Origin of the sequence: Pseudomonas wayambapalatensis, from assembly GCF_049942315.1 — a bacterium.
Lineage (GTDB): Bacteria > Pseudomonadota > Gammaproteobacteria > Pseudomonadales > Pseudomonadaceae > Aquipseudomonas > Aquipseudomonas wayambapalatensis.
This window is the reverse complement of the sequence record NZ_JBNFMU010000136.1, coordinates 1-23,746: the sequence shown is the minus strand read 5'-3', so window position 1 is coordinate 23,746 and position 23,746 is coordinate 1. Positions and strand designations below refer to the sequence as shown.

The following is a 23,746-nucleotide window of genomic DNA, read 5'->3' as shown; positions in this document are numbered from 1 at the left end:
CCGCTCCCACAGGCTCTGCATCGGTCTTGAGATCTCTGCAGTACCTGTGGGAGCGGGCTTGTCCCGCGATAGGGCCGGTACTGACCTACAACGACTTCTCGAAAATCTTCGAATTGCGCTGGTAGTTGTACAGCGAAGCCCGCGCCGCCGGCAGGCGCTCCACGCCACTGGGCTGGAACCCGCGCTCGCGGAACCAGTGCGCCGTACGGGTCGTCAGCACGAACAGGGTATTGAGGCCCAACTGCCGCGCACGGGTCTCGATACGCTCGAGCAGATCGTCCCCCCGACCACCATGCCGGTACTCCGGATTCACCGCCAGACACGCCAGCTCGCCCGCCTCGGACTCGGCGATCGGATACAGCGCCGCACAGGCGATGATCATGCCGTCGCGCTCCACCACGCTGAACTGCTCGATCTCCCGCTCCAGCACCTCGCGCGAACGGCGCACCAGGATGCCCTGCTCTTCCAGCGGGCTGATCAGCTCCAGCAGGCCGCCGACATCCTCGATGGTCGCCTCGCGGACAATCTCGAACTGCTCCTGGGCTACCAGCGTGCCACCGCCGTCGCGGGTGAACAGCTCGGTGAGCAGCGCACCGTCCTCGGCATAGCTGACGATATGGCTGCGCGCCACGCCGCCCTTGCAGGCCTCGGCGGCAGCATCGAGCAGCTCGCCCTGGTAGTCGCTGCCCAGGCGCTGCAAGTGCGCCGGGACCTGCTGCGGCCGCAGCTCACGCACCAGCTTGCCTTTTTCGTCCAGCAGGCCCGGCTCGGCGCCGAACAGCAGCAACTTGTCGGCGCCCAGCTCGATGGCTGCGCGGGTGGCGACGTCTTCGCAGGCCAGGTTGAAGATCTCGCCCGTCGGCGAATAGCCCAGCGGCGACAGCAGCACGATGGAGCGCTCGTCGAGCAGGCGGCTGATGCCCTTGCGATCGATGCGCCGCACCTCGCCGGTGTGGTGGTAGTCGACACCCTCCAGCACGCCGATCGGCCGTGCAGTCACCAGGTTGCCGCAGGCCACGCGCAGGCGCGAGCCCTGCATGGGCGATGCGGCGATATCCATCGACAGGCGCGCTTCGATGGCCAGGCGCAGGGCGCCGACGGCGTCGATCACGCACTCCAGGGTCGCGGCGTCGGTGATGCGCAGGCCATGATGGTAGTGCGGGGTCAGGCCCCGGGCAGCCAGGCGGCTTTCGATCTGCGGGCGCGAACCGTGCACCAGCACCAGGCGCACGCCCAGGCTGTGCAGCAGCACCAGGTCGTGGACGATATTGCCGAAGTTGGGATGTTCGACACCATCGCCGGGGAGCATGACCACGAAGGTGCAGTCGCGATGGGCATTGATGTACGGGGAGGCATGACGCAGCCAGTTGACGTATTCGGGCATGACAGGGCCTGTGGATAAGTGAACGAGACGGGTGAAGGCGCACAACGTTCGAAAGTCATCGTCGGAACAGGCTTGCGGTCACGCGCGGTCTCCTCTAGGCAGGAACGAATCAGGTCAGTGGACTTTTAGCTCAGGCAGTAGTGCCGGATAAGGTCACGCAATAGACGCACGGTAGGCTCGATTCGTGACATTTCAAGGTACTCGCCCGGCTGATGGGCGCAAGCGATGTCGCCGGGTCCGAGCACGATGGTCTGGCAACCCAGCTGTTGAAGATAAGGCGCTTCGGTGCCAAAGGCCACCGCTTCGGCACGATGGCCGGTCAGACGCTCGGCCAGTTGCACCAGCTCGGCATCGGCGGTCTGCTCGAACGGCGGCACCTCGGGGAACAGCGGCGCATAGTCGATGCGCACTTCATGGCGCTCGGCCACGGGCGTCAGCTTCGCGCGGATCGCCGCACGCAGTTGCTCCACGTCCATCCCTGGCAACGGGCGCAGGTCGAACTCCAGGGCGCACTGGCCACAGATGCGATTGGGGTTGTCGCCGCCATGGATGCAGCCGAAGTTCATCGTCGGCGTGGGCACGGTGAATTGCGGATTGCGGTAGGTCTGCTGCCACTGCTGGCGCAGGCCCATCAGCTCGCCCATCACCGCGTGCATGGCCTCCAGGGCACTGTGGCCCAGGCTTGGATCCGACGAATGGCCGCTGCGCCCGAGAATATCGATGCGGTCCATGAGGATGCCCTTGTGCATGCGGATCGGCTTCAGCCCAGTGGGTTCGCCGATCACTGCCGCACGGCCCAGCGGTTGCCCGGCTTCGGCCAGGGCGCGGGCACCGGACATCGAGCTTTCTTCATCGCAGGTGGCGAGGATCAGCAGCGGCTGCTTGAAATCGTGCTCCAGCAGCGGGATCACCGCCTCGATCACCAGGGCGAAGAAGCCCTTCATGTCGCAACTGCCCAGCCCGATCCAGCGGCCATCCACTTCGGTGAGTTTCAGCGGGTCGCTGCTCCACAACTGAGGATCGAACGGCACCGTATCGCTGTGGCCGGCCAGCACCAGACCGCCCGGGCCGGTACCGCGGCTGGCGAGCAGGTTGAACTTGCCTGGAGTGATCTCCTGGATCTCGCAACGGAAACCCAGATCGCCCAGCCAGTTGGCGAGCAGGTCGATGACCTGACGGTTGGACTGGTCCAATGCGGCCTGGGTGCAGCTGACCGAGGGGGCGGCGATCAGGGCGGCGAACTGGTCTTTGAGCGATGGCAACGGCATGCACGGACTCCTCGTAAAGCATGGGGTCATCATAGCAATGCCGTCCCTTGGCAGGGCAACTCCTGTAGACTCTCCGCCAACCACGCCTTCCTTCGAGCCAGCGATGCACAAAGAAACCGAACTCAAGCTCCGCGCCAGCCGCGAGACCCTTGCCGCCCTGCGCGAGCACCCCTTGCTGAAGAAGCGCAACAAGTCCGGCTGGCAGACCCGCGAACTGCTCAACCAGTACTTCGACACCCCCGACCGCGAGCTCTCGGCAGCCCGCGTCGCCCTTCGCCTGCGCCGCGACGGCGAGGTCATCATCCAGACCCTCAAGTGCCGTGGGCAGAGCGTTGCCGGCCTGTCCGAGCGCAACGAGTACGAGTGGTACCTGGACAAGGTCAAGCTGGACCTGAAGAAACTCGACGCCAGCTGCTGGCCCGAGCAATTGGCCGAGCTGGACAAGAAAACCATCAAGCCATTGTTCACCACCGATTTCACCCGCGAATACGCCGAGATCTCCTGGGGTCGCGGCAAGGCCAAGGTGGTGATCGAAGCCGCGCTCGACCAAGGCTTCGTCATCGCCGGCAAACGCAAGGAAGAAATCTGCGAGCTCGAACTGGAGCTGCGTGAAGGCGCCCCGGAAGCTCTGCTGGAGCTGGCCGCCGAGCTGTCCGCCACGCTGGCCTTGATGCCCTGCGACATCAGCAAGGCCGAGCGGGGCTATCGTCTGCTCGATCCCGACAGCTACGAGCTGAGCCTGCCACACACCGAGCTGGACGCCGAAATGGCCGTGGACGACGCCTACACCGCGCTCGCCTGGCAACTGCTGGGCAGCAGCCAGCGCCTGGCCGAACAGTACCGTCATAACGGCCACTGGCGCCTGCTGCAGGAATGGGTGCAGTGCCTGGCAGAGCTGCGCGCCCTCACCAGCAGCCTGGGCCAGGCCGCGCCACGGGCCACCACCCGTGACCTGCGCAGCCGCCTCGACGCCCTGCTCGAAGACTGGCGACCACTGGTACAGGCCGGCAACGACGACGAAGACATCCGCCGCGCCGCACCCGAGCAGTTCGCCGAAGAGCTGGAAGACACGCGCTGGGGCCAGTTCTCACTGGAAACCTCGCGCTGGCTGCTGGCGCGCGCCTGGACCGTCGAGCGCAAGGGCCGCGGTGAGCGCCAGGGCAAGGCGCAACTGGCCAGCTGGCTGCACCACCAGCTGGGTGAAGAAGGCCGCGCGCTGAAGCTGCCGCTGTACACCCAGCGCCCGGAGGATCTGGGTGAACAGTTGCCGCGCATCGAGCAGTTGCTGACCTGGCTGCACCACGCCCGCCAGGTGCTGGAAGTGCCGCAACTGGACCGCCTGTACGGCGATCTGAAGAAGCTGCATGAACTGGCCGAGCAGCCGCTGGCCGAAGAGCAGTCGGGCGAGCTGTTCGAAGCCCGCATCGAGCAGGCCCGCGCCATCGACCAAAGCCGCGCCTGGAAGCACCTGCTCAAGGTGTAAGACCGCATCAGCTGCTTCGCGGGTATATCGGGGCACCGAACCGATGTACCCGCGAAGGCCTCACCTCGATAGCGGCAGGCAGGTCGTGGACTTGATTTCCGACAGCGCCACGATCGAGTTCACTTCCTGTATCCCTGGTACGTTCGACAACTTCTCGAAGAAAAACCGCTCGTAGGCCTCGATGTCCGAGGTGACGATACGCAGCAGGAAGTCGACCGCCCCCATCAGCACATAACACTCCAGCACTTCCGGAAAGCCGCGGATCGCCTCGGTGAATTCGGTGAAGTTCGACCGCCCGTGCGCGTTGAGTTTCACCTCGGCGAAGATTTGCGTGTTCAGCCCGACCTTCTTGCGGTCCAGCAAGGTGACCTGGCCGCGAATCACCCCTTCATCCTTCAGGCGCTGTATCCGACGCCAGCACGGCGACTGCGACAGCCCGACACGTTCGGCGATCTGCGCGCTGGACAACGACGCATCCTCCTGCAGCAGTTCAAGGATGCGTCGGTCGTAGGCATCCAACTCGCTTTGCATGATCAATTCTCCAAAGCCTACCAATGCGACAATTATTATTCGCCAAACTACAAAACCAGGTGAATCATAGCGAAGAAATGCCGGTTTCGACCTGCGAGAATTTCTCCACATCGAAGGAGACGCTCCATGAATGCACTCGAACGGCACACCCCTCAGCCCCGTAGCGACGCCTGGGCCGCCAGCGCCCTGCATTGCGAGGTCCGCTACCGCCTCGACATCGAGGCCGAGCCGGACAGCCTGTGCCGGGTACTCAACCTCTTCGCCCTGCAGTTCCTCACGCCGCACAGCGTGCAGGTGTGCCAGCGCGACGACCTGCTGGAACTGGAGATCGGGATCGACGGCCTCAGTTGGCACCGCGCCGGGGTGATCGCGCAGAAGATGCGTAACCTGGTGTGTGTCGGCGAGGTCTTTCTGGAAAGCGTGCCGAAACTGTCCGAGGTGGCGGCGGGCTGACATCTGCTCCGCAAGATCCAGAAACGCCTTCGCCAAGGCACTGCCCCGCTGTGCAGCTACCCTTGCCTGGGCCTTTCAGCAGCCTCGGCAAGGACGCCGCCATGCACAACACTCAAGATGACAGCCTCGACCTCAAGCGCCTTCTCGACAGGCTGCTCGCCGAACATCGCCTGGCCCCCGGCGACGCCCTGCGTGCACTCGAACAGGCCCCCAGCCACCCTGGCCATCCACTCGAAATCCTTGCCAGCCTCGCCCTGAGCGACCGCCTGCGCCCCGGCCATACGCTGGACCTCGACACCCTTTGCCAATGGCTCGCCGACAGCGTCGGCCAACCCTTCCTGCGCCTGGACCCGTTGCAGGTCGATCTGGCCCACGTCGCCGGCCTGATCTCCCCCGCCTTCGCCCAGCGCCACGGCATCCTTGCCGTGGCCATGGACGCGACCGGTGTTACGGTGGCCAGCGCACAACCCTACCAACGCGAGTGGGAAGCCGACCTGAGCCGCAGCCTCGGCCAGCCGATTCGCCGGGTGCTGGCCAGCCCTGTACAACTGCGCCAGCTTGGCGACACGTTCCAGCGCCTGTCGCGATCCGTACAGGGCGCCCACCAGCAGCAGCGGGCAAGCCTGGGCGAACTCGAGCAGTTGCTGGAGCTCGGTGGGCGCGGCGGCGCCATCAGCGCCGACGATGCCCACATCGTGCATATCGTCGATTGGCTGCTGCAGTACGCCATCGAGCAGCGCGCCAGCGATATCCATCTCGAGCCGCAGCGCGACGAGGGCCGCCTGCGCTACCGTATCGACGGCCTGCTGCATACGGTCTACCTGTTTCCGGCCAGCGTGGTCCTGGCGCTGGTCAGCCGCCTCAAGCACCTGGGGCGCATGGATGTCGCCGAGAAACGCCGCCCACAGGATGGACGCCTGAAAAGCCGCCTGCCCGGCAACGCGCAGGTGGAGCTGCGCCTGTCGACCCTGCCGACACCGTTCGGCGAAAAACTGGTGTTGCGCCTCTTCGACCCCGAACAGCTGCACGAAGACTTGGAGCGCCTGGGGCTCGAAGGGACCTTGCTGGGTCAGTGGCACGCGCTGTTGGCAAAACGCCAAGGCATCATTCTGCTCACCGGCCCCACCGGCTCGGGCAAGACCAGCACGCTCTACGCCAGCCTCAAGCACCTGGCTACGCCACAGGTCAACCTGTGCACCATCGAAGATCCGATCGAGCGCCTGGAGCCCGGCTTCAATCAGTTACAGGTCCAACCCAGCCTCGACCTCGGCTTTGCCAACGGCGTGCGCGCTCTGCTGCGCCAGGACCCGGACATCATCATGATCGGCGAGATACGCGACCGCGAAACCGCCCAGGTGGCGGTGCAAGCAGCGCTGACCGGACACCTGGTGCTATCGACCCTGCACACCAACGACGCTTGCAGCGCAATTACTCGCCTGCAGGAGCTGGGTGTGGCCGATTACCTGATAAAGGCCACGTTGATCGGCGTGATGGCCCAGCGCCTGGCACGCACCTTCTGCAGCGCCTGCAAGGGATGTCCTGGCACACGTGAAGCGGCGTGTCGCCTCTGTCGCGGCACCGGTTACCAGGGGCGCACCGGGCTGTTCGAACTGCTCGTGCTCGACGACGCCCTGCGAGCCCGGATTGGCCCGGGCAGCGACCTTGCCAGCCTGCGCCAGCAGGCTCTGGCACAGGGCATGCGCGAGCTGCGCCGCTGCGGTGAAGACCGGGTGGCCAGGGGCCTGACCAGCCTGGAAGAAGTCCTGCGGGTATGTGCCTGAGCGCCCGGCATACGCAGCGTGCAAAGGAACTTGCGGCCCGCGCGGCGATCCAAACTCGCATCACCCGCCCTCATCGTTCGAGGTAATTCACATGCGTTTCAAAACCGCCATTGCGGCTGCTGCCCTGCTGTCCCTGCCGATCGGCTCCGCCATGGCCGACGGCTTCTGGCGCAACGTCATTTCGTCCGGTGCGACCACCGGTTCCACCTACCTGACGTTCAAGGACCACAAGCTCGTCGCGGCCGCCCAGGACGATGCCGGCAGCTTCGTGGCGAGCGAAGGATCGATCCGCGGCCCTTACCTGGAAGCGGCGATGCGTCAGGTGCGCGCCGACAACCCTGGTGTCCAGGCCAGCGACATGGAACTGGCCAACGCAATCCTGGCCCGTAACCTCACCGCTCAGTAACCTGCACCCCACGCCCGCTGCGGGAGCGGGCTGCGCGCACAGACCCGCGCAGCACCGCCTCCACAGCAGGCCCGGGCTCAGCGATACGCGTCCACCGGCACGCAAGCACAGAACAGGTTGCGATCGCCGTACACGTTGTCCACCCGGTTCACCGCCGGCCAGTACTTGTGCAAGCGCACATGCGCACTGGGTGCGACCGCCTGTTCCAGACCATAGGGCCGATCCCAGGGCCCCAGTACATCGGCCAGCGTGTGCGGCGCATGCTTGAGCGGGTTATCGTCCGCCGGCCAGTTCCCCTCCTGCACCTGAGCGATCTCGTCACGGATCGCCAGCATCGCCTCGACGAAGCGATCCAGCTCCGCCTTCGACTCACTCTCGGTCGGCTCGACCATCAGCGTGCCCGGCACCGGGAACGACATGGTCGGCGCATGGAAGCCATAGTCCATCAGGCGCTTCGCCACGTCCTCCTCGGTGATCCCGGTCTGCGCCTTGAGCGGACGCAGGTCGAGGATGCATTCATGGGCGACCCGCTGGTTACGTCCGCGATAGAGCACCGGAAAGGCCCCCGCCAGGCGACTGGCCAGGTAGTTGGCGCTGAGGATCGCCACCTCGCTGGCATCGGCCAGTTGCGGCCCCATCAGGGCGATATACATCCAACTGATCGGCAAGATACTGGCACTGCCCCAGGGCGCTGCGCTGACAGCGCTGTTGTTCGGGTCCAGGCCTGGTACCGGCACCACCGGGTGGCTGGCGACGAACGGTTTCAGATGTGCCCGCACCCCGATCGGCCCCATGCCCGGCCCGCCACCGCCGTGAGGGATGCAGAAGGTCTTGTGCAGGTTCATGTGCGAGACGTCGGCACCGATATCCGCCGGGCGCGCCAGGCCCACCTGGGCGTTGAGGTTGGCGCCGTCCATGTACACCTGCCCGCCCTGTTGATGGACCACCTCGCAGATTTCGCGAATGCCCTCCTCGTACACCCCATGGGTCGAGGGGTAGGTGACCATCAGGCACGACAATCGATCCCCGGCTTGGCGCGCCTTGGCCTTGAGATCATCGAGGTCGACATTGCCCGCCTCGTCGCAGTCGACGATCACCACCTCCATGCCCGCCATCTGCGCCGACGCCGGGTTGGTGCCATGGGCCGACGACGGAATCAGGCACAGGGTGCGCTGCGGTTGATGACGGCTGCGGTGATAACGGGTGATGGCCATCAGCCCGGCATATTCACCCTGGGCGCCGGAGTTGGGCTGCATGCAGATCGCATCGAACCCGGTGATCGCGCACAGCCAAGCCTCCAGCTCGTCGATCATCGCCTTGTAGCCCTGCACCTGTGCGGCCGGTGCGAAGGGATGCAGCAGGGCGAAGCCAGGCCAGGTGATGGGGATCATCTCGCTGGTGGCGTTGAGCTTCATGGTGCACGAGCCCAGCGGGATCATCGACTGGTTCAGCGCCAGGTCCTTGTTCTCCAGCTGCTTGAGGTAACGCAGCATCTCGGTTTCGCTGTGGTGCAGGTTGAACACCGGGTGTTCGAGCAGCGGCGTGCTGCGCAGCAGAGTGTCCGGCACCGCCGGGGGCAGGGGCTGCTGGTCGAGGGTGGCGACGTCCAGACCATGGTCGACACCAAGGAAGACGTCGAACAGCTTGAGTACCGTCGCTTCGTCACAGGTCTCGTCCAGGCTCACGCCCAGGTGCCCGCGCCCGAGAATGCGCAGGTTGATGCGCGCCTCTTCGGCACTTTCGATGATCGCGGCCTGGGTGCCGCCCACGTCAAGGGTGAGGGTGTCGAAGAAGTGCTGGTTGAGGCGCTTGATGCCCTTGGCCTGCAGCCCGGCCGCCAGGATCTGGGTCAGGCGCTGCACACGCTGGGCAATGCGCCGCAGGCCGTCGGGCCCATGGTAGACGGCGTAGAAACCGGCGATATTGGCCAGCAACACCTGGGCGGTGCAGATGTTGGAGTTGGCCTTCTCGCGGCGGATGTGTTGCTCGCGGGTCTGCAGGGCCATGCGCAGGGCGGTGTTGCCACGGGCATCGCGGGACACGCCGATGATGCGCCCAGGCATCGCCCGCTTGTAGTCGTCACGACAGGCGAAATACGCAGCATGAGGCCCGCCATACCCCATCGGCACACCGAAGCGCTGGCTCGACCCAAGCACCACGTCGGCCCCGGTTTCGCCAGGCGGTGTCAGCACCACCAGGCTCAACAGGTCGGCGGCAACGCACGCCAGCGCCTGCTGACCGTGCAGGTGCTCGATCAGCGGCCGCAGGTCGCGGACCTCGCCATGGGTGTCGGGGTACTGCAGCAGCGCGCCGAACACCGAGTGCTTGCCGAGGTTTTCCAGCGAATCGACGATCAACTCGAAGCCGAAACCTTCGGCACGGGTTCGCAAGACCGAGAGCGTCTGGGGGTGGCAGTGCTCGTCGGCGAAAAACGCATTGCTCTTGCTACGTGCAACCCGCTTGGCCAGGGCCATGGCCTCGGCGGCGGCCGTCGCCTCGTCGAGCAGCGACGCGTTGGCCAGCGGCAGGCCACTGAGGTCGATGATCATCTGCTGGAAGTTGAGCAGCGCCTCGAGGCGGCCCTGGGCGATCTCGGGCTGATACGGTGTATAGGCCGTGTACCAACCAGGGTTTTCCAGCACGTTGCGCAGGATGACGGTTGGCGTGACGGTGCCGTGATAGCCCATGCCGATCAGGCTGGTCCACACCTGGTTCTGCCCGGCGTATCCGGCCAGCCTGGCCAGGGCCGCCTGCTCGTCGAGGGCGGGGGGCAGGTCAAGCGGGCGACCAAAGCGGATACCTGGCGGGACAGTCTGCTCGATCAGGGCATCGCGACTGGCAACGCCCAGGGCCGCGAGCATGGCGCTCTGCTCGCTGGCATCGGGGCCCAGATGGCGGTGCAGAAAAGGGTTGGGCACTTGCAGTTGCTGCAGGGATGGCGACTGGGACATGGCGATCTTCTCTTCCTGGACCAGTTCTCGTGGAGACTTACAAGTCTAGGAAGGGATCGACGATGTTGCGGAAAAACTTGCATCCAGGGCCGCATCGCAGCCCTGGTCCGATCAGGTCAACCGCCGACCCGGAAGCGATCCACTTCCTGGCGCAACTGCCCGGCCAGGCCCTCGAGCTCCTTGGCCGTGGCCGCCAGTTCATTGGCCACGTCGTGCTGCTCGCTGTTGGCCTGGGCGATGCTCTGCAGGTTACGGCTGAGCAGGTTCGCGGTGCTGCTCTGCTCCTGGGTCGCAGTGCTGATGGCCGTGAACTGCTCGCCCGCCGCGCGGCTCTGCTCGTCGATGCGCGCCAGTGCCTCAGCGACCTTGTCGTTGCGCTCCAGGCCTTCCTGCATCAGGCGATTGCCCTGCTCCAGAGTGCTGATGGCATGCCCGGTCTGCTGCTGGATACTGGCGATCATCCCGGAAATCTCGTCGGTGGCCTGACGCGTGCGCGCCGCCAGGCCACGCACTTCGTCGGCGACCACGGCGAAACCACGGCCCTGCTCGCCAGCGCGGGCCGCCTCGATGGCGGCGTTGAGCGCCAGCAAGTTGGTCTGCTCGGCAATCGCGGTGATGACCCCGACGATGCCGCCGATTTCCTGCGACCGTGCGCCCAGGCTGTCCATCACCGTGGCGGTGCCGCCCAGCGCCTCGGCGATCTGCTTGAGCGAGACGGACGCCTGGTCCATGGCGCTGCGGCCGATGCGCGTCTGCTGGGCGTTGTCCTGGGCCATGCGCTCGGTGCCGGCCATGTTCTCGGCGATGTTCATCGACGTGGCGCTGAACTCCTCGACGGCGCCAGCCATGCTGGTGATCTCGCCTGACTGCTGCTCCATGCCCTCGCAGGCACCAGACGAAAGCCCGGCCAGGGAGCGCGAGCGCGCGCTGACCTGCTCGGAAGCACTGCGAATGTGCTCGACCATGGTCGCCAGGGCATTCCCCATCTGGTTGAAGCTGCGCGCCAGTTGGCCAATCTCGTCTTCGCTGGTCACCGCCAGGCGCGCACTGAGATCACCCGCGCCCAGGGCTTCGGCCTGGCGCACCAGGTCGTCCAGCGGGCGCAGCTTGCGCCGCAGCAGCCAGAGCGTGGCGAGCACGGCCAGGACCATCGCCAGCAGGCTGCCGATCGCCAGGCGCAGGCCGACACTCCAGGTCACCTCGCGGATTTCCGCCTCGGGCATGCTCGCCACAACAGTCCACGGCCCCTCGGCAAAGGGTTCGACCACGCTGAACAGTTGCTGCTGGCCGTTGGTCCAGAAGCGGCCCTTGTCGCCCAGGCCGGCCACTGCGGCAACCGCAGCCTGCGGATCGGCCACGCCCGCAGGCGGCACCAGCCACTGCCCTTGGTTGTCGAGCAGCGCCAGTGAGCCGGTCTGGCCGATGCGGAAGCGCTTGAGATTGGCGAACTGCGCATTCTGCGCATCGGTGTAGTCGAAGCCGACGAACAGCACGGCGATCACCCGGCCGCTGGCATCGCTCACCGGCACGTAGCGGGTCATGTAGTTGCGGTCGAACAGCAGCGCACGCCCTACATACATCTGCCCGGCGAGCAGCTTGGCGTAGGCCGGGTGCTGGCGATCCAGCTGCGTGCCGATGGCGCGGCTGCCGTCCTGCTTCTTGAGGTTGGTGGTGATGCGCACGAAGTCATCGCCGCTGCGCACGAACAGCGTCGCGATGCCGGCAGTCATCTGCTGGAATTCATCGACGACCCTGAAGTCGTTGTTCATCAGCTGGTCGCCCAGGTACAGGGCGGGCGTGGCCTGGCCGGCTACCTGCACGGTCTCGCCGGCATGCAGCGACAGGCCCGAGGCGAAACGGCGCTCGAACAGGCCACTCAGGCGCTGGGTGTTGTCCTTGAGCGAGCCGTGGAAGGTGTCGAGCTGGTCGGCCAGCAGCCGCGCTTCACTGGCCAGGTGTTGCTGGCGGGTGGCGAGGTTGGCGTCGTCCAGCGAGCGCAGGGCGAACAGGGTACTGCCGGTGATCACCAGCGCCAGCACGATGGCGAGGGCGATGCCGAGTTGCGAGGCAATCCGGGCACGGGGTCGAGACATTGCGAAGCTCCTGGCAAGAGGCCGGGATCGTCCTGATCACGCTGACCACCCGCTTCATATTGAACGGGAAATCGCGTCCTCTTCCGGGACGCTGGTGCTAATAGATCGGCGTCGCGGGGGAATACTTGAGTGTCGGACCGGGAAATGCGCAAACGTTTTCCATGCGGTGTGACCGTGGAATCGCGGCGCCTGCTTCGCGGGCAAGTCGGGGCGCCGAACCGCCACTCCTACAAACTCACCAATACCACGACGCGGTGCTACTCACTGCCCCGCTGTGGCCTTCCAGCCACCACCCAGCGCCAGGAACACGCCGATCTGTCCCATCGCCACCTGGGTATTGGCTGCCGCCAGTTGCGCACGCACGTCGGTGTAGGCGCGGGTCGCCTGCAGGTCGGCGAGGAACGACTCGCGCCCGGCCTCATAGCGGCGATGGGTCTGGTCGGCCGCTTCCTGCGCCGACCGCTCGGCCTCGGCCAAGGCATCGCGACGGTCCAGCAGGGCGCTGTACTGCGCCAGGCGGGTCTGGGTTTCGCGGATGGCGTTGAGCACCACGCCATCGAAATGCGCCAGCGCGGCCTGGGTCGAGGCTTCGGCTTCGCGGATCCGGGCGCGGGTGCCGTTGGTGGGGATGGCCCAGCTGATCTGCGGGCCGAAGCCCCAGCGGTTGGTCGAAGGCTCGCCGAGGTTATCAAGAATGCCGATAGTGCCGACCTGGGCGCCAATGCTGATGTTCGGATACAGGGCGCCGGTGGCCACGCCAATGGTCGCGGTGGCAGCCGCCAGTTGGCGCTCGGCCTGACGCACGTCGGGACGGCGCTTGAGCAGCGCCGCGCCATCGCCCACCGGAATCAGTTGGGCCAGATGCGGCAGCTCGGCGCACTCGGCGGTGCCAGGCGGCAACTGGTCGACCGGTTTGGCCAGCAATGCGGCGAGGGTATAGAGCCCAGCCTCGCGCTCTGCCTTGAAGCGCGGCAGCTCGGCGCGCAACGACTTGAACTGGGTCTGCGAGCGAGTGACGAGGGTCTCGTCGCCACGGCCGGCATCGCGCAGGCGCTGGTTCAACTGCACGCTCTGCTGCTGCAGGTCGAGCGATTCACGGGCGATGTGGTACTCCTCATTGGCCGAGCACACCTGGGTGTAGGCCTTGACCACATCGGCCACCAGGGTGATGCGCGCGGTGTCGGCGGCTGCCTGCACCGCGTCGGCATTGGCCTTGGCAGCTTCGGTGCCGCGCTTGAAGGTGCCCCACAGGTCAAACTGGTACGAGGCGCTGAGAATCGCCTCGCCGATGTTGGCCACCGGGACTTTCTCCGGCAGCAGGAACGCTTCGCCGGACTCCTGCAGACGCTGGGCACCGGCCTTAGCGCCGCCGCTGAAGCCCCCCTGCGACTCGGCGACCTCGACCTGCGCGCGGGCCTTGGCGATGTTCGCCGCCGCCACGCGCAACTCGGTATTGGCGCTCAACGCCTGGCGCACCAGCGCATTGAGGCGCGGGTCCTGGTACAACTGCCACCAATCATCCGGCACCGGTGCCGACACCACGCTCGCGGCATCCTGGCGCAACGGGCCGTTCAGGTCGCTGCGCTGCACCGCGGCATCCTCGGGCACCTGGTAGTCGGGGCCGACCATGGCGCAGGCCCCCAGCGACAGCGCCAGCCCTGCCAGCATCAGGCGCTTCATGGCCGCGGGCCCTCGATGATCGACACTGTCGCGGTACGCCCGGCGATCATGCGGAAATCTGCCGGCACCTCATCGAAGGCGATGCGCACCGGGATCCGCTGGGCCAGGCGCACCCAGCTAAACGCCGGGTTGACGTTGGGCAACAGGTTGGCGCCACTGACACGGTCACGGTCCTCGATCCCTGCCGACAGGCTTTCGACATGGCCGCGCAGGCGTGTGTCATCGCCCATCACGCGGATGTCCACGGCATCGCCGACATGGATGCCACTGAGCTTGGTTTCCTCGAAATAGCCATCGACATGGTACGAGGCACTGTCGACCACCGACAGCACTGGCCGGCCCGCCGTGACGAACTCATGGGCACGCGGGGCGCGGTCGTTGAGGTAGCCATCCACCGGGCTGCGCACCACCGAACGGTCGAGGTTGAGCTGGGCGGTATCGACCGCCACCTGTGCCTCGCTCACCGCCGAGCGGGCACGGGCCTCGCGCGACTGGCTCTCTTCAAGCTGCTCGGCCGCCACCAGGTTGCCCAGCTTGCGATTGCGCCGGGTTTCGCGGGCGGCCTGGGCCAGGGTTTCCTCGCGCTCGGCCAGGGTCGCCCGGGCCTGGCGCAAGGCCAGGCCGAAGCGGTCCTGGTCGATGGTGAACAGCACGTCACCACGCTTGACCACCTGGTTGTCGCGCACCTCGACCTTCTGGATCAGCCCGGACACATCCGGGGCGATCTGAATCACGTCGGCGCGGATATGGCCGTCGCGGGTCCAGGGGGCGAACATGTAGTACACGACCATCTGCCAGACCAGCACGGCCGCGAAGGTCACCACCAGCAATGTCAGGACCACACGGCCCAAGGTCAACAACGGTTTTTTCATGGCAGCATCAGGCTTCGGCAAAAGTGATCCACCGCACCCAGCAGTACGGCGTAGAGGGCAACGTTGAACAACGCCCGGTGCCAGACCAGGCGGTAGAAATGCAGGCGCACCAGCACAGCGTGCACGCCCAGGAACAGCAGGTAGGTGGCAAACATCATCACCAGCAGCGTGGGCAGGAACACCCCGCTGATATCCAGTTCACCGATCACAGCGGCGCTCCGTCGATTCCAGGTGGCAGTTGCGGTTGTTCGACCGGCTCGAGCATCACCTCGACGCCTGGCAACAGTGCCAGGCGCAAGCCGGCCAGGGCATGCAGCAGGTGGACACGGGGCTCGCCGCGCTCGTTCAGTTGGTCAGGCGCCAACGCCAGGCGTGCCCGCTCCATGTTGCGCAGCAGCGCTGCAGGTGCGTGCAGGCGCTCGCCGGCACGCAGGCAATTCGAGTAGTGGCCGCCGACTTCCTCGATGACGGTCTGCAGGCGCTCACGGGCCTGCAGGCCCACACGCGGCATGTAGGCCAGCAGGTCGAGCAGGTTCAGGCCCACACGCAGGTCGCGCAGGGCGATGCCGCTGTCCTGGCCGGTCTGCGACAGGCGCGGCAGATGCTGCATCAGGCGATCGAGCATCTGCACGCCTACCTTGCGCTGTTCAGCCAAGGTCGCAGGCTCGGTCATCTCGACGATGTCGCGCCAGGCGAAGCGGGTCATGCGCTTGGCGGCCAGCTCCACACCGAACGGGCGCACCACCAGGGTCCAGATGAAGGCAAACAGCAGCCCCACCGGGCCTGCCAGGTTGGCATTGAGGAAGGTGAAGAAGTCGGCGTCGTAGGCGCCCTGGATGCTGATGAAGGTCGAGGTGTTGACGATGGTCAGCAGGGTGCCGAGGTAGAAGCGCGGCTGCACGGTGAGGGTGCCGACCACGATGAAGGGTACGGCGAATGCCAGCACCAGCATCGGGAAGTCGTGCAGGTTCGGCAGCACCAGGAACAGGTAGACGCTGGAGAAGATCACCGACATCAGCGTCCAGAAGAAAAAGCGGTAGATCTGCGGCGCTGGGTCGTCCATCGCCGCAAAGAAGCTGCAGGCCACGGCGGCGAGGATCACGGCACTGGCGCCGTCGTTCCACCCCAGCCCGATCCACAGGCCACAGGCGACGACGATCGCGGTGACGGTGGAGAACACCGAATACAGCATCAGGCCGCGGTCGAAGAATGGCGTCAGGCGGCCCAGCCGCCAATGACGGTAGACCGCCCGCCAGGGCTTGGTGTCGTCCAGGCGCAGTGCATGCTGCAGGGTGCAGCAGTCCTGCCAGAGATCGAGCCATTCGCTGAGGCGGTAGAGGGCGTTGGACAGCAGCAGGGCGTGGCGCTGGTCGAGCGCATCGGCGCGCGGTTGCAGGCGGTCGATCTGCTCGTGCAGCGCGGTCCAGCGCGCGACCGAAGCGCTGTCGGCGGTGCCCTTGAGCCACTCGCGGGCCGATGCCAGCAGCGGCTGGATCTGTGCGAACTGCTCCGGCGCACGGCCTTCGAGGGCGACCAGCGCGTCGTCGAGGGCATCGATCACCGGCAGCAGGTGAATCATCCGGCCGCGCAGCTCGCGGGCGTTCTTCACGGTGTGCGGGCCGGCGCCTTCGTGGCCGAGCTGGCCGATCATCAGCTCCAGACTGTTGAAGGTGGCAACCATCGAGCCGCGCAAACCCGCGACCTTGTCGGCCACAGCTTCTCGGCTCAGGTACAGATCGCTGTAGCGGATCGCCTCGCCAAACCAGGTGCCCGTGGCGCCCATCACCACCGGCGCCAGACGACGCGGCCAGAATATCGCTCCCACCACGGCGGCGCAGACGATGCCAAGGCAGATTTCCTGGGCCCGCGAAGAGGCGACATCGAACACCGCGAGCGGGTTGTCGACCACGGCCAGGGCAATCATCGGCAAGGTGTAGCCGGCCAGCATCAGCATGTAGTTGTTGGCCGTGCGCAGGTTCAGCGAGAGAAACAGCAAGGTGCCGGTCCACAGGGCGATGGCGATGCTCAGCAACAAGGGCGACTGCACCAGCGGCGGCACCAGCAGCACCGCACCACCCGCACCGAGCAGCGTGCCGACCGCGCGGTACAGCGCCTTGGAACTGGTGGGACCGACGAAGGGGCTGGAGACGATATAGACCGTGGCCATCGCCCAGTAGGGGCGCGGCAGTTGCATCAGCAAGGCGATGTACAGGGCAATCATCGACGCGGCGAAGGTACGCACGCCGTAGAACCAGTCGCGGGCAGGCGGCACTGAACTGAAGAAACCGTTCACGCCGACGTCCCCTGTGCAGCGACTTCGAAGGCACGGATCACCCGCAGGGTCGCTTCCAGGTCGGCAGCCGAGATGCCATGCAACACCTCGCGACGCAGGCGCACCAGCTCGCGCTCGATGGATTCGGCCAGGGTACGTCCTTCGGCGGTCAGGCTCAGCGCCTTGGCGCGTCGGTCGAGCGGATCCTCGGTGCGGCACACCAGCCCGGCCTTGCACAGTTGGTCGAGCAGACGCACCAGCGACGGGCTTTCCAGGCCGGCGGCCTGGGCCACGGCCACCTGATGCACGCCATCGCCCAGGCGCACGATCATCAGCAACGGCACCGCGCAGGCCTCGGAGATGCCATAGCCGGTCAGCGCCGCATGGCAGATGCGTCGCCAGTGACGACCGGCAACGACCATGCCGCTGCTGACTTTCAGGTGCAGTGCATCGAGTGTCATATGGAGGAACCGAGGATATTCATAGTTTGCTAACTATCAATATACGCCCAGCCCTCCCCCCCTCGTCAACCGGGGGCGATGAACAGTGTGTTTACAACCGGGATCGGCGGCGAGGCCTTCGCGGGCAAGCCCGCTCCCACGCGCCCGCGAAGGCCTCACCACCCCACCGGACTCAAGACTGAACCTGATCCTCCAGCTTCATGGTCAAGGCCAGGGTGCTGCCCAGTGCGATCGCCTGATCGCGCCACTCCAGGTAGCGCGCCCCATCGCGGCGACTGAAATGCACTGCCAGTTCCTCGGCCGCCTGCATCACCCCTGCCCCTGCCGCGAGCTCCAGCCAGTACAGCGCCGCCCGCGTATCCGGTTCGACATGCAGTCCATGCAGCAGCCGGTAACCCACCTCGAACCGGCAACGTGCCTCGCCACGCTGGGCTCCGCGCAGGAACCACTGGTAAGCCTCGGCCAGGTCCACCTCCCAGTCCTGATCGGCATCGCAGACTTCTTCCTCGTACAGGTCGCCCAGGGCCGCGGCAGCGTGCGACAGCCCCCGCTCGAAAGCGTGCCGGTAATGCTCCGCAGCGGTGGCATAGCACACCGCCACGCCCTTGCCGAAATAGTGCTGCTGCCCCAGGTTGAACCAGGCTGCAGCATTGCCCTGCAACGCGGCCATGCGCAGCAGATGGCTGGCCAGCGCCGTGTCGGCGCGCCAGTAGCGGCCATTGAGCCAGATCCAGCCCAGGTCGTTGAGCACCGCGGCATTACCCTCCAGTGCCTGGTGCCGCAGGTCGGTGTAGATCGCCTGCACATCCACTGCCTCGTCCAGACGGCTCACCAGCGCAGAGCGCTCACCCAGCACCGCCCACTGGGTGGGCATGCCGACGCCAGCGAAAAGGCGCAGGTGTCGCCGTGGAATGGCTGGCGCAGGCACGATGCGCTCGGGCAGGAGACGGGCGAGCAGCGAATGGATATTGCTGGCAGCAGACATGTTCATCCTCATTGAACGTCCCACAGTTCCGACCTCGACTGTGATGAGGCGATTCTGCGCGACGACACGACGAAACCTGTCGCGAACGATTCACCTCGACGCAACCAAATCGCGGTTCCGCGATCTCAGCGCAAAGTAGCGAATTGCCATCTGCCGCGGTGCCCGCCATGCTAATGCCGCAAGCCTAGACAAGGACGTTACCCTTTGCCGTTCGCCACTACCCGCGCCACCCTCAGCCGCCAGTGGGCGCTGCTGCGTCAATTGCCCAGCCGCTCACCGGGAGTCACCAGCGCCGAATTGGTCTGGCGACTGCGCGATGTCGGCTTCAATGTCAGCAAGCGCACAGTCGAGCGCGACCTCAACGAGTTGTCGCTGATCTTCCCGCTGGAGCGCAATGACAAGAGCATTCCATTCGGCTGGCATTGGTCGGCCAGCGCCATGGGCGAGCCGCGTGGCAATTTTGACTTGCTGGACTACCTGCGCGGCGACCCGCAGCAGCCCCGCCAGGGCACGGGGCTGGAACTGCAGGCGTGGGTCAGCGATCAGCTGGCGCGACAGCTGCGAGAAGTGCCGTTGAGCGTGAACATGCAGTTGACGGCGCTGCAACATGGCCATCGATTACGGGCGACGGTGGAAGACGGCTGGACGTTGCGCTGGTGGGTGCTGGGCCAGGGGGAGGCGGTGGTGGTCGAGCAGCCGGAGGCGCTGAGGGATGAGATTCGCAGGACGCTGAGTAATGCAGCAGCTCGATACATGGTCTGATGGCGCGCGAACCAGGCATCCGCGCTGCGAAACACGCGATTGTGCCTGCGAATGACGCAGGCACAGGTGAGCTCGACAAGCGCCCAGGGTTTACTCAAACTCGATGTTGGCGAGTACGCAGTCATCGCCGACCAGCTTGTATCCCGGCTCGCACGGCATACCTACGACAGGGGCAACACCTCGGGTAGTTGCACCACTCGGCGCATTGTGATTGTCGGCAAACGCGGTTGGGGCCAAGGCGGCGAGGCTCAGAGCAAGGGCTGTGATCAGTGATTTCATACGATTTTCTCCATACGTTGATTTATGTACCGCACGGGCATCGTAGAAAAGCTGCCGCCCCCTGATAACGAGGCATTGTTTCCCGAGGCCCAGAAACTGCTCCCACGCGGCACTACCTCTGCATCCCCCAACGCCGTACGGTCAACCGCTCGAGGGTATTGAACACCAGGCCCTCCACCAGCAAGCCGATCAGGATCACCACCGCCAGCCCGGCAAATACCTTGTCGGTATAAAGCTCGTTGCGGTTCTGGAAGATGTACCAGCCCAGCCCGCCCTTGCCGCTGCTGGCGCCGAACACCAGCTCGGCGGCGATCAGGGTGCGCCAGGCGAAGGCCCAGCCGATCTTCAGACCCGAGAGAATCGACGGCAATGCCGCCGGCACCAGGATGTGCAGCACCAGTCGCAAACCACGCAGGCCATAGTTGCGCCCGGCCATGCGCAGGGTCTCGGACACCCCGAGAAAGCCCGCGTAGGTGTTGAGCGCCAGTGCCCAGAGCACCGAATGCACCAGCACGAAGATCAGGCTGTTGTCGCCCAGGCCAAACCACAAGAGGGCCAGCGGCAACAGTGCGATGGCTGGCAGTGGGTTGAACATGGAGGTCAGGGTACCCAGCAGGTCGCGGCCGAACTGGGTCGAGACCGCCAGGCTGGTCAAACCGAAGGCCAGTACGATCCCCAGCACATAGCCTTTGAGCAGCACCACCAGCGAGACGCCGACCTTGGCCGGCAGCTCGCCACTGGCCATGCCGTCCCAGAATGCCGCCGCCGTTTGCAGAAAGGTCGGCAGCAGCAGGTCGTTGGCGGTGTAGCGCGCCACCGCCTCCCAGATCAGGGCGAGCAGTACAAGAATCACGGTCTTGCGCAACCAGGCCTGTTGCCACAGACGTTGGGCAAGCGGCAGATCGCGCTCCAGCGAAAGCCCTGGCAAGGGCTGCAGCGGCACTTCGTATTCCTGGCGTGCAGGTGTGGTCGTCATGCGCAGGCTCCTCCTGTCAGTAAGCGATGCGGATATCGTTGAAGCCCAGGTCCGAGGCCTGCTCCGGCTCACCGGCTTCGTCGAACAGCAGGCGATGGATACGCCGGGCGCTGGCCTGGAAATCGCTGCCACCCAGGCTGCCCAGGTCGTACTGGTGGCTGTGCACCTCGGCCCGTACCCGTCCCGGATGCGGCGACAGCAAGAGGATGCGGTTGCCCACCACCAGCGCCTCCTCGATAGAGTGGGTGACGAACAGCAGCGTGAAGCGCACCTCTTCCCACAACAGCAGCAATTCTTCCTGCATCTTGCGCCGGGTCAGGGCGTCGAGCGCGGCGAAGGGCTCGTCCATCAGCAGCACCTTCGGCTGCGTGGCCAACGCGCGGGCAATCGCCACGCGCGCCTTCATGCCGCCAGACAAGGTGTGCGGGTAGGCATCGGCAAAGGCGGCCAGGCCGACTTTCTCCAGATAGTGCACCGCCCGCGCCTCGGCTTCGGCGCGCTTGAGCTGGCCCGAGACCAGCAGCGGAAACATGACGTTCTGCTTGACCGTCTTCCACGGCGGCAACTGGTCGAACTCCTGGAACACGACGATGCGGTCAGGGCCTGGGCCCTTGACCGGCTGGCCCTGCAACAGGATCTGCCCTTCGCGCGGCTCGATGAAGCCGGCCACGGCCTTGAGCAAGGTCGACTTGCCGCACCCGGATGGGCCCAGCAGCACGAAGCGGTCGGCGCGATCGACTTCGAAGCTGACCTGGTGAGTGGCCCGCACCACGCGCTGCGCGGTGCGGTATTCGAGGCTGAGATTGTCCACCTTGAGCAGCGGTGGGGTGTCGACACGGCTCAGGTTGCTGGCCGTGTGGCCTGGCAATGGGGCGGTCATGGTCGATCAGCTCCCTTGCAATGGGCGCTCATCCTGGAAGAAGTAGTCCTTCCACGACTCGGGCTTGTGCTTGATGGCGCCGACCCGGTAGAGGAATTCGGCCAGCGGGTAAGTGTTCTTCGGCGTGATGGTGAACTCGTACTGCGGGTTGTCGATCAGCTTGATCAATGCATCGCGATCGATCTTGGCCTTGGTCACGCGGATGTAGGTGTCGGCGGCTGCGGCCTTGTCTTTCTGGGCGAAGTCGGCGGCTTCGGCGAGCGCATCGATGAATGCCTTGTAGGTCTTGGGGTTGTCCTTGCGGAATTTCTCGGTGGCGAACAGCAGGGTCGGCGAGTTGGGGCCGAGCAGGTCATAGCTGTTGAGCACGATGTGCACGTTCTTGTTGGCCAGGGCCTGGTCCTGGAACGGCGGGTTGGAGAAATGCCCGTTGAGTTCGGTGCCGCCGGCCAGCAGCGCGGCTGTGGCATCCGGATGCGGCACGGCCAGGGTGTACTTGTCGAGGCGGTTGTACTCCTTGTCGCCCCACTGCTTGGCCGCCGCGTACTGCAGGAAGCGCGACTGCACCGAAACACCCACCGCCGGCACGGCGATACGGTCCTTCTCGGAAATGTCGGCGATGGTCTTCACATTGGGATTGCTGCTGACCAGGTAGTACGGGAAGTTGCCCAGCGAGGCCACGGCCTTGACGTTCTGCCGACCGTAGGTGCGATCCCAGACGGTCAGCAGCGGCCCGACGCCGGCGCCGGCGATGTCCACCGAGCCCGACAGCAACGCGTCGTTGATCGCCGCGCCGCCGGAAAGCTGCGCCCAGTCGACCTGAATGTCGATGCCCTGCTCCTTGCCGTGCTTCTCGATCAGTTGCTGGTCACGAACGACGTTGAGCAACAGGTACACGATGCCGAACTGCTCGGCGATACGGATCTTGCCTTCGGCCTGGGCCACCGCCGGCGCCGCGAGGCCGCCTACGATCAGGCTCGCGCCCAGGCCGATGCTGGCCGCCAGGCGGCTGATGGATTTACGCATGATGAGAGTCCTCAGTCGTCAGAACGGGGCATCGCCCTGGATGGTGGTGCGATAGAGCTTGCGGCGCAGGTGCGCGGGGCAGCCGGCAGCCAGGTGGATCAACGAACGGTTGTCCCAGAACACCATGTCGTGGGGCTGCCAGGCGTGACGGTAGATGTTCTGCTCGAGCACGCTCAGGGCGTAGAGCTGCTGCAGTACATCGCGGCTTTCGTCATCGGGCAGGCCGACGATGCGAGTGGTGAAGCCCTCACTGACGAACAGCGCCTTGCGGCCGTTCTCCGGGTGAGTACGCACCACCGGGTGGATGACTTCGTTGACCTGGGCCAGTTGCTCGGCAGTCAGGGTCGGGCGCCAGTTGCCTTCGAACTTGGTTTCCGAATAACGGGCGGTATAGGAATGCGCGGCGCTGCGCCCTTCGATGACCTTGCGTAACGCGTCGGGCACAGCGTCCCAGGCCTTGTGCATGTCGGCGAACAGGGTGTCGCCGCCCTCGCTGGGCAGCTCCTGGGCATGCAGCATCGAACCGAGGCTCGGCAGCTCTTTATAGGAGAGGTCCGAATGCCAGAACTTGCCGGCATCACCCAGGCCAATGTTGCGACCGTCTTCGATGATGTTGGAAACGATCAGGATTTCGGGGTGGTTTTCCAGCAGGAACTGCTTGAGCACATGGATCTGCAGCACGCCGAAACGGCGGCTGAAGGCGATCTGCTGTTCGGGGGTGATGCGCTGGTCGCGGAACACCAGAACATGGTGGTCGAGGTGGGCGCGATGGATGCGGTTGAAGTCCTCGGCGTTGACCGGCCGGGACAGGTCCAGCCCGATGATCTCGGCACCGACGGCACCGGAGAAGGGGCGGATTTCGAAGCGTTGCGGCTGCGCGCTGTCGATGGACGACAAGGCGTTCGAGGCGGCTGACATTGTTCACTCCCACGCAGTGCGCGACTTCCAGGGGCGCGCATCGATTCAGAAACGCACGGGGATTTCCCGAGTGGGTTCGAGTCGTGCGGCGCGCCGATTGGTCGGCAGGTACGCAGTGGGAGTGACTATAAAGTCATAAGAATGGAAATTTAAATATCTTTAGCGAATATGCATATACGGGCTGCGATGGCCTGGCGGAAAAACTGCGGGAGTTTCTGTGTAGGAGCAACTGTCTGATTCAAAATCTAAAGGCCAGCCCAATCCCTGTGGGAGCGGGCTTGTCCC

21 protein-coding genes are annotated in these 23,746 nt (G+C 65.4%); 5 read left to right on the top strand and 16 right to left on the bottom strand.

What is annotated here, in order from left to right; all coding sequences use genetic code 11:
* Positions 1-85 precede the first annotated feature (85 nt).
* Together argA and argE are read right to left on the bottom strand one after the other, a co-directional pair.
* Positions 86-1,384 carry an amino-acid N-acetyltransferase gene (argA, locus tag ACPZMI_RS08290; RefSeq protein ID WP_186665472.1) on the bottom strand — a complete coding sequence of 433 codons (1,299 nt, stop codon included), beginning with the start codon at positions 1,382-1,384 and terminating at the stop codon, positions 86-88.
* A 125-nt stretch (positions 1,385-1,509) separates the two neighbouring features.
* On the bottom strand, positions 1,510-2,652 hold the full coding sequence (argE, locus tag ACPZMI_RS08285) for an acetylornithine deacetylase (RefSeq protein ID WP_186710831.1): 1,143 nt from the start codon (positions 2,650-2,652) through the stop codon (positions 1,510-1,512).
* Positions 2,653-2,755: 103 nt separating this feature from the next.
* On the opposite strand from argE, the gene ACPZMI_RS08280 reads away from it, so the two are divergent.
* Positions 2,756-4,135 carry a CYTH domain-containing protein gene (locus ACPZMI_RS08280; protein ID WP_186665469.1) on the top strand — a complete coding sequence of 460 codons (1,380 nt, stop codon included), beginning with the start codon at positions 2,756-2,758 and terminating at the stop codon, positions 4,133-4,135.
* A gap of 60 nt (positions 4,136-4,195) precedes the next feature.
* On the opposite strand, the gene ACPZMI_RS08275 is transcribed toward ACPZMI_RS08280, so the two are convergent.
* Positions 4,196-4,666 (bottom strand): Lrp/AsnC family transcriptional regulator, encoded by a 471-nt coding sequence (locus tag ACPZMI_RS08275; RefSeq protein WP_186665468.1) that lies wholly within the window; start codon positions 4,664-4,666, stop codon positions 4,196-4,198.
* A gap of 126 nt (positions 4,667-4,792) precedes the next feature.
* On the opposite strand from ACPZMI_RS08275, the gene ACPZMI_RS08270 reads away from it, so the two are divergent.
* The 3 genes from ACPZMI_RS08270 (at position 4,793) to ACPZMI_RS08260 (ending at position 7,306) form a co-directional block, all read left to right on the top strand.
* Positions 4,793-5,119: a hypothetical protein gene (locus ACPZMI_RS08270; RefSeq protein ID WP_186710834.1), complete on the top strand. Its 327-nt coding sequence runs from the start codon at positions 4,793-4,795 to the stop codon at positions 5,117-5,119.
* Between the two features lie 101 nt (positions 5,120-5,220).
* Entirely contained in the window at positions 5,221-6,900 is a 1,680-nt protein-coding gene (locus tag ACPZMI_RS08265; protein ID WP_426352026.1) for a GspE/PulE family protein, read from the top strand.
* Positions 6,901-6,991: 91 nt separating this feature from the next.
* On the top strand, positions 6,992-7,306 hold the full coding sequence (locus ACPZMI_RS08260) for a DUF2388 domain-containing protein (RefSeq protein WP_054894995.1): 315 nt from the start codon (positions 6,992-6,994) through the stop codon (positions 7,304-7,306).
* Positions 7,307-7,383: 77 nt separating this feature from the next.
* Here the strand turns inward: ACPZMI_RS08260 and gcvP are convergent, their stop codons facing one another.
* The 8 genes from gcvP to ACPZMI_RS08220 form a co-directional block, all read right to left on the bottom strand.
* On the bottom strand, positions 7,384-10,257 hold the full coding sequence (gene gcvP / locus ACPZMI_RS08255; RefSeq protein WP_426352025.1) for an aminomethyl-transferring glycine dehydrogenase: 2,874 nt from the start codon (positions 10,255-10,257) through the stop codon (positions 7,384-7,386).
* A 116-nt stretch (positions 10,258-10,373) separates the two neighbouring features.
* Positions 10,374-12,350, bottom strand: coding sequence for a methyl-accepting chemotaxis protein (locus ACPZMI_RS08250; protein ID WP_186665464.1), 1,977 nt, complete (start codon positions 12,348-12,350; stop codon positions 10,374-10,376).
* 261 nt (positions 12,351-12,611) lie between these two features.
* Positions 12,612-14,030, bottom strand: a complete 1,419-nt coding sequence (locus ACPZMI_RS08245) for an efflux transporter outer membrane subunit (RefSeq protein ID WP_426352024.1) — start codon at positions 14,028-14,030, stop codon at positions 12,612-12,614.
* The gene (locus ACPZMI_RS08240; protein ID WP_186665461.1) at positions 14,027-14,902 is read right to left on the bottom strand and encodes an efflux RND transporter periplasmic adaptor subunit; all 876 of its coding nucleotides are present in this window, start codon (positions 14,900-14,902) and stop codon (positions 14,027-14,029) included. Before ACPZMI_RS08240 ends, ACPZMI_RS08245 begins: the two co-directional genes overlap by 4 nt.
* Positions 14,899-15,111, bottom strand: a complete 213-nt coding sequence (locus tag ACPZMI_RS08235) for a DUF1656 domain-containing protein (RefSeq protein WP_054895000.1) — start codon at positions 15,109-15,111, stop codon at positions 14,899-14,901. Before ACPZMI_RS08235 ends, ACPZMI_RS08240 begins: the two co-directional genes overlap by 4 nt.
* On the bottom strand, positions 15,108-17,195 hold the full coding sequence (locus tag ACPZMI_RS08230; protein ID WP_426352023.1) for an FUSC family protein: 2,088 nt from the start codon (positions 17,193-17,195) through the stop codon (positions 15,108-15,110). The genes ACPZMI_RS08235 and ACPZMI_RS08230 overlap by 4 nt, the downstream gene beginning before the upstream one ends.
* On the bottom strand, positions 17,192-17,635 hold the full coding sequence (locus tag ACPZMI_RS08225; protein WP_186665457.1) for a MarR family winged helix-turn-helix transcriptional regulator: 444 nt from the start codon (positions 17,633-17,635) through the stop codon (positions 17,192-17,194). Before ACPZMI_RS08225 ends, ACPZMI_RS08230 begins: the two co-directional genes overlap by 4 nt.
* A 172-nt stretch (positions 17,636-17,807) precedes the next feature.
* Positions 17,808-18,620 (bottom strand): tetratricopeptide repeat protein, encoded by an 813-nt coding sequence (locus ACPZMI_RS08220; RefSeq protein ID WP_426352022.1) that lies wholly within the window; start codon positions 18,618-18,620, stop codon positions 17,808-17,810.
* A 204-nt stretch (positions 18,621-18,824) separates the two neighbouring features.
* Between ACPZMI_RS08220 and ACPZMI_RS08215 the strand changes: the two genes are divergently transcribed.
* A complete protein-coding gene (locus ACPZMI_RS08215) occupies positions 18,825-19,382 on the top strand; it encodes a WCX domain-containing protein (RefSeq protein ID WP_426352021.1) in 558 nt (185 codons plus the stop codon).
* Between the two features lie 90 nt (positions 19,383-19,472).
* On the opposite strand, the gene ACPZMI_RS08210 is transcribed toward ACPZMI_RS08215, so the two are convergent.
* The 5 genes from ACPZMI_RS08210 to ACPZMI_RS08190 form a co-directional block, all read right to left on the bottom strand.
* Entirely contained in the window at positions 19,473-19,661 is a 189-nt protein-coding gene (locus ACPZMI_RS08210) for a hypothetical protein (RefSeq protein ID WP_186710857.1), read from the bottom strand.
* 112 nt (positions 19,662-19,773) lie between these two features.
* Positions 19,774-20,637, bottom strand: coding sequence for an ABC transporter permease (locus ACPZMI_RS08205; protein ID WP_186665452.1), 864 nt, complete (start codon positions 20,635-20,637; stop codon positions 19,774-19,776).
* A gap of 16 nt (positions 20,638-20,653) precedes the next feature.
* Positions 20,654-21,517 carry an ABC transporter ATP-binding protein gene (locus ACPZMI_RS08200; protein ID WP_426352020.1) on the bottom strand — a complete coding sequence of 288 codons (864 nt, stop codon included), beginning with the start codon at positions 21,515-21,517 and terminating at the stop codon, positions 20,654-20,656.
* 6 nt (positions 21,518-21,523) lie between these two features.
* Positions 21,524-22,543 carry an ABC transporter substrate-binding protein gene (locus ACPZMI_RS08195; RefSeq protein ID WP_186710844.1) on the bottom strand — a complete coding sequence of 340 codons (1,020 nt, stop codon included), beginning with the start codon at positions 22,541-22,543 and terminating at the stop codon, positions 21,524-21,526.
* An 18-nt stretch (positions 22,544-22,561) separates the two neighbouring features.
* Entirely contained in the window at positions 22,562-23,461 is a 900-nt protein-coding gene (locus ACPZMI_RS08190) for a TauD/TfdA dioxygenase family protein (protein WP_186710846.1), read from the bottom strand.
* Positions 23,462-23,746 lie beyond the last annotated feature (285 nt).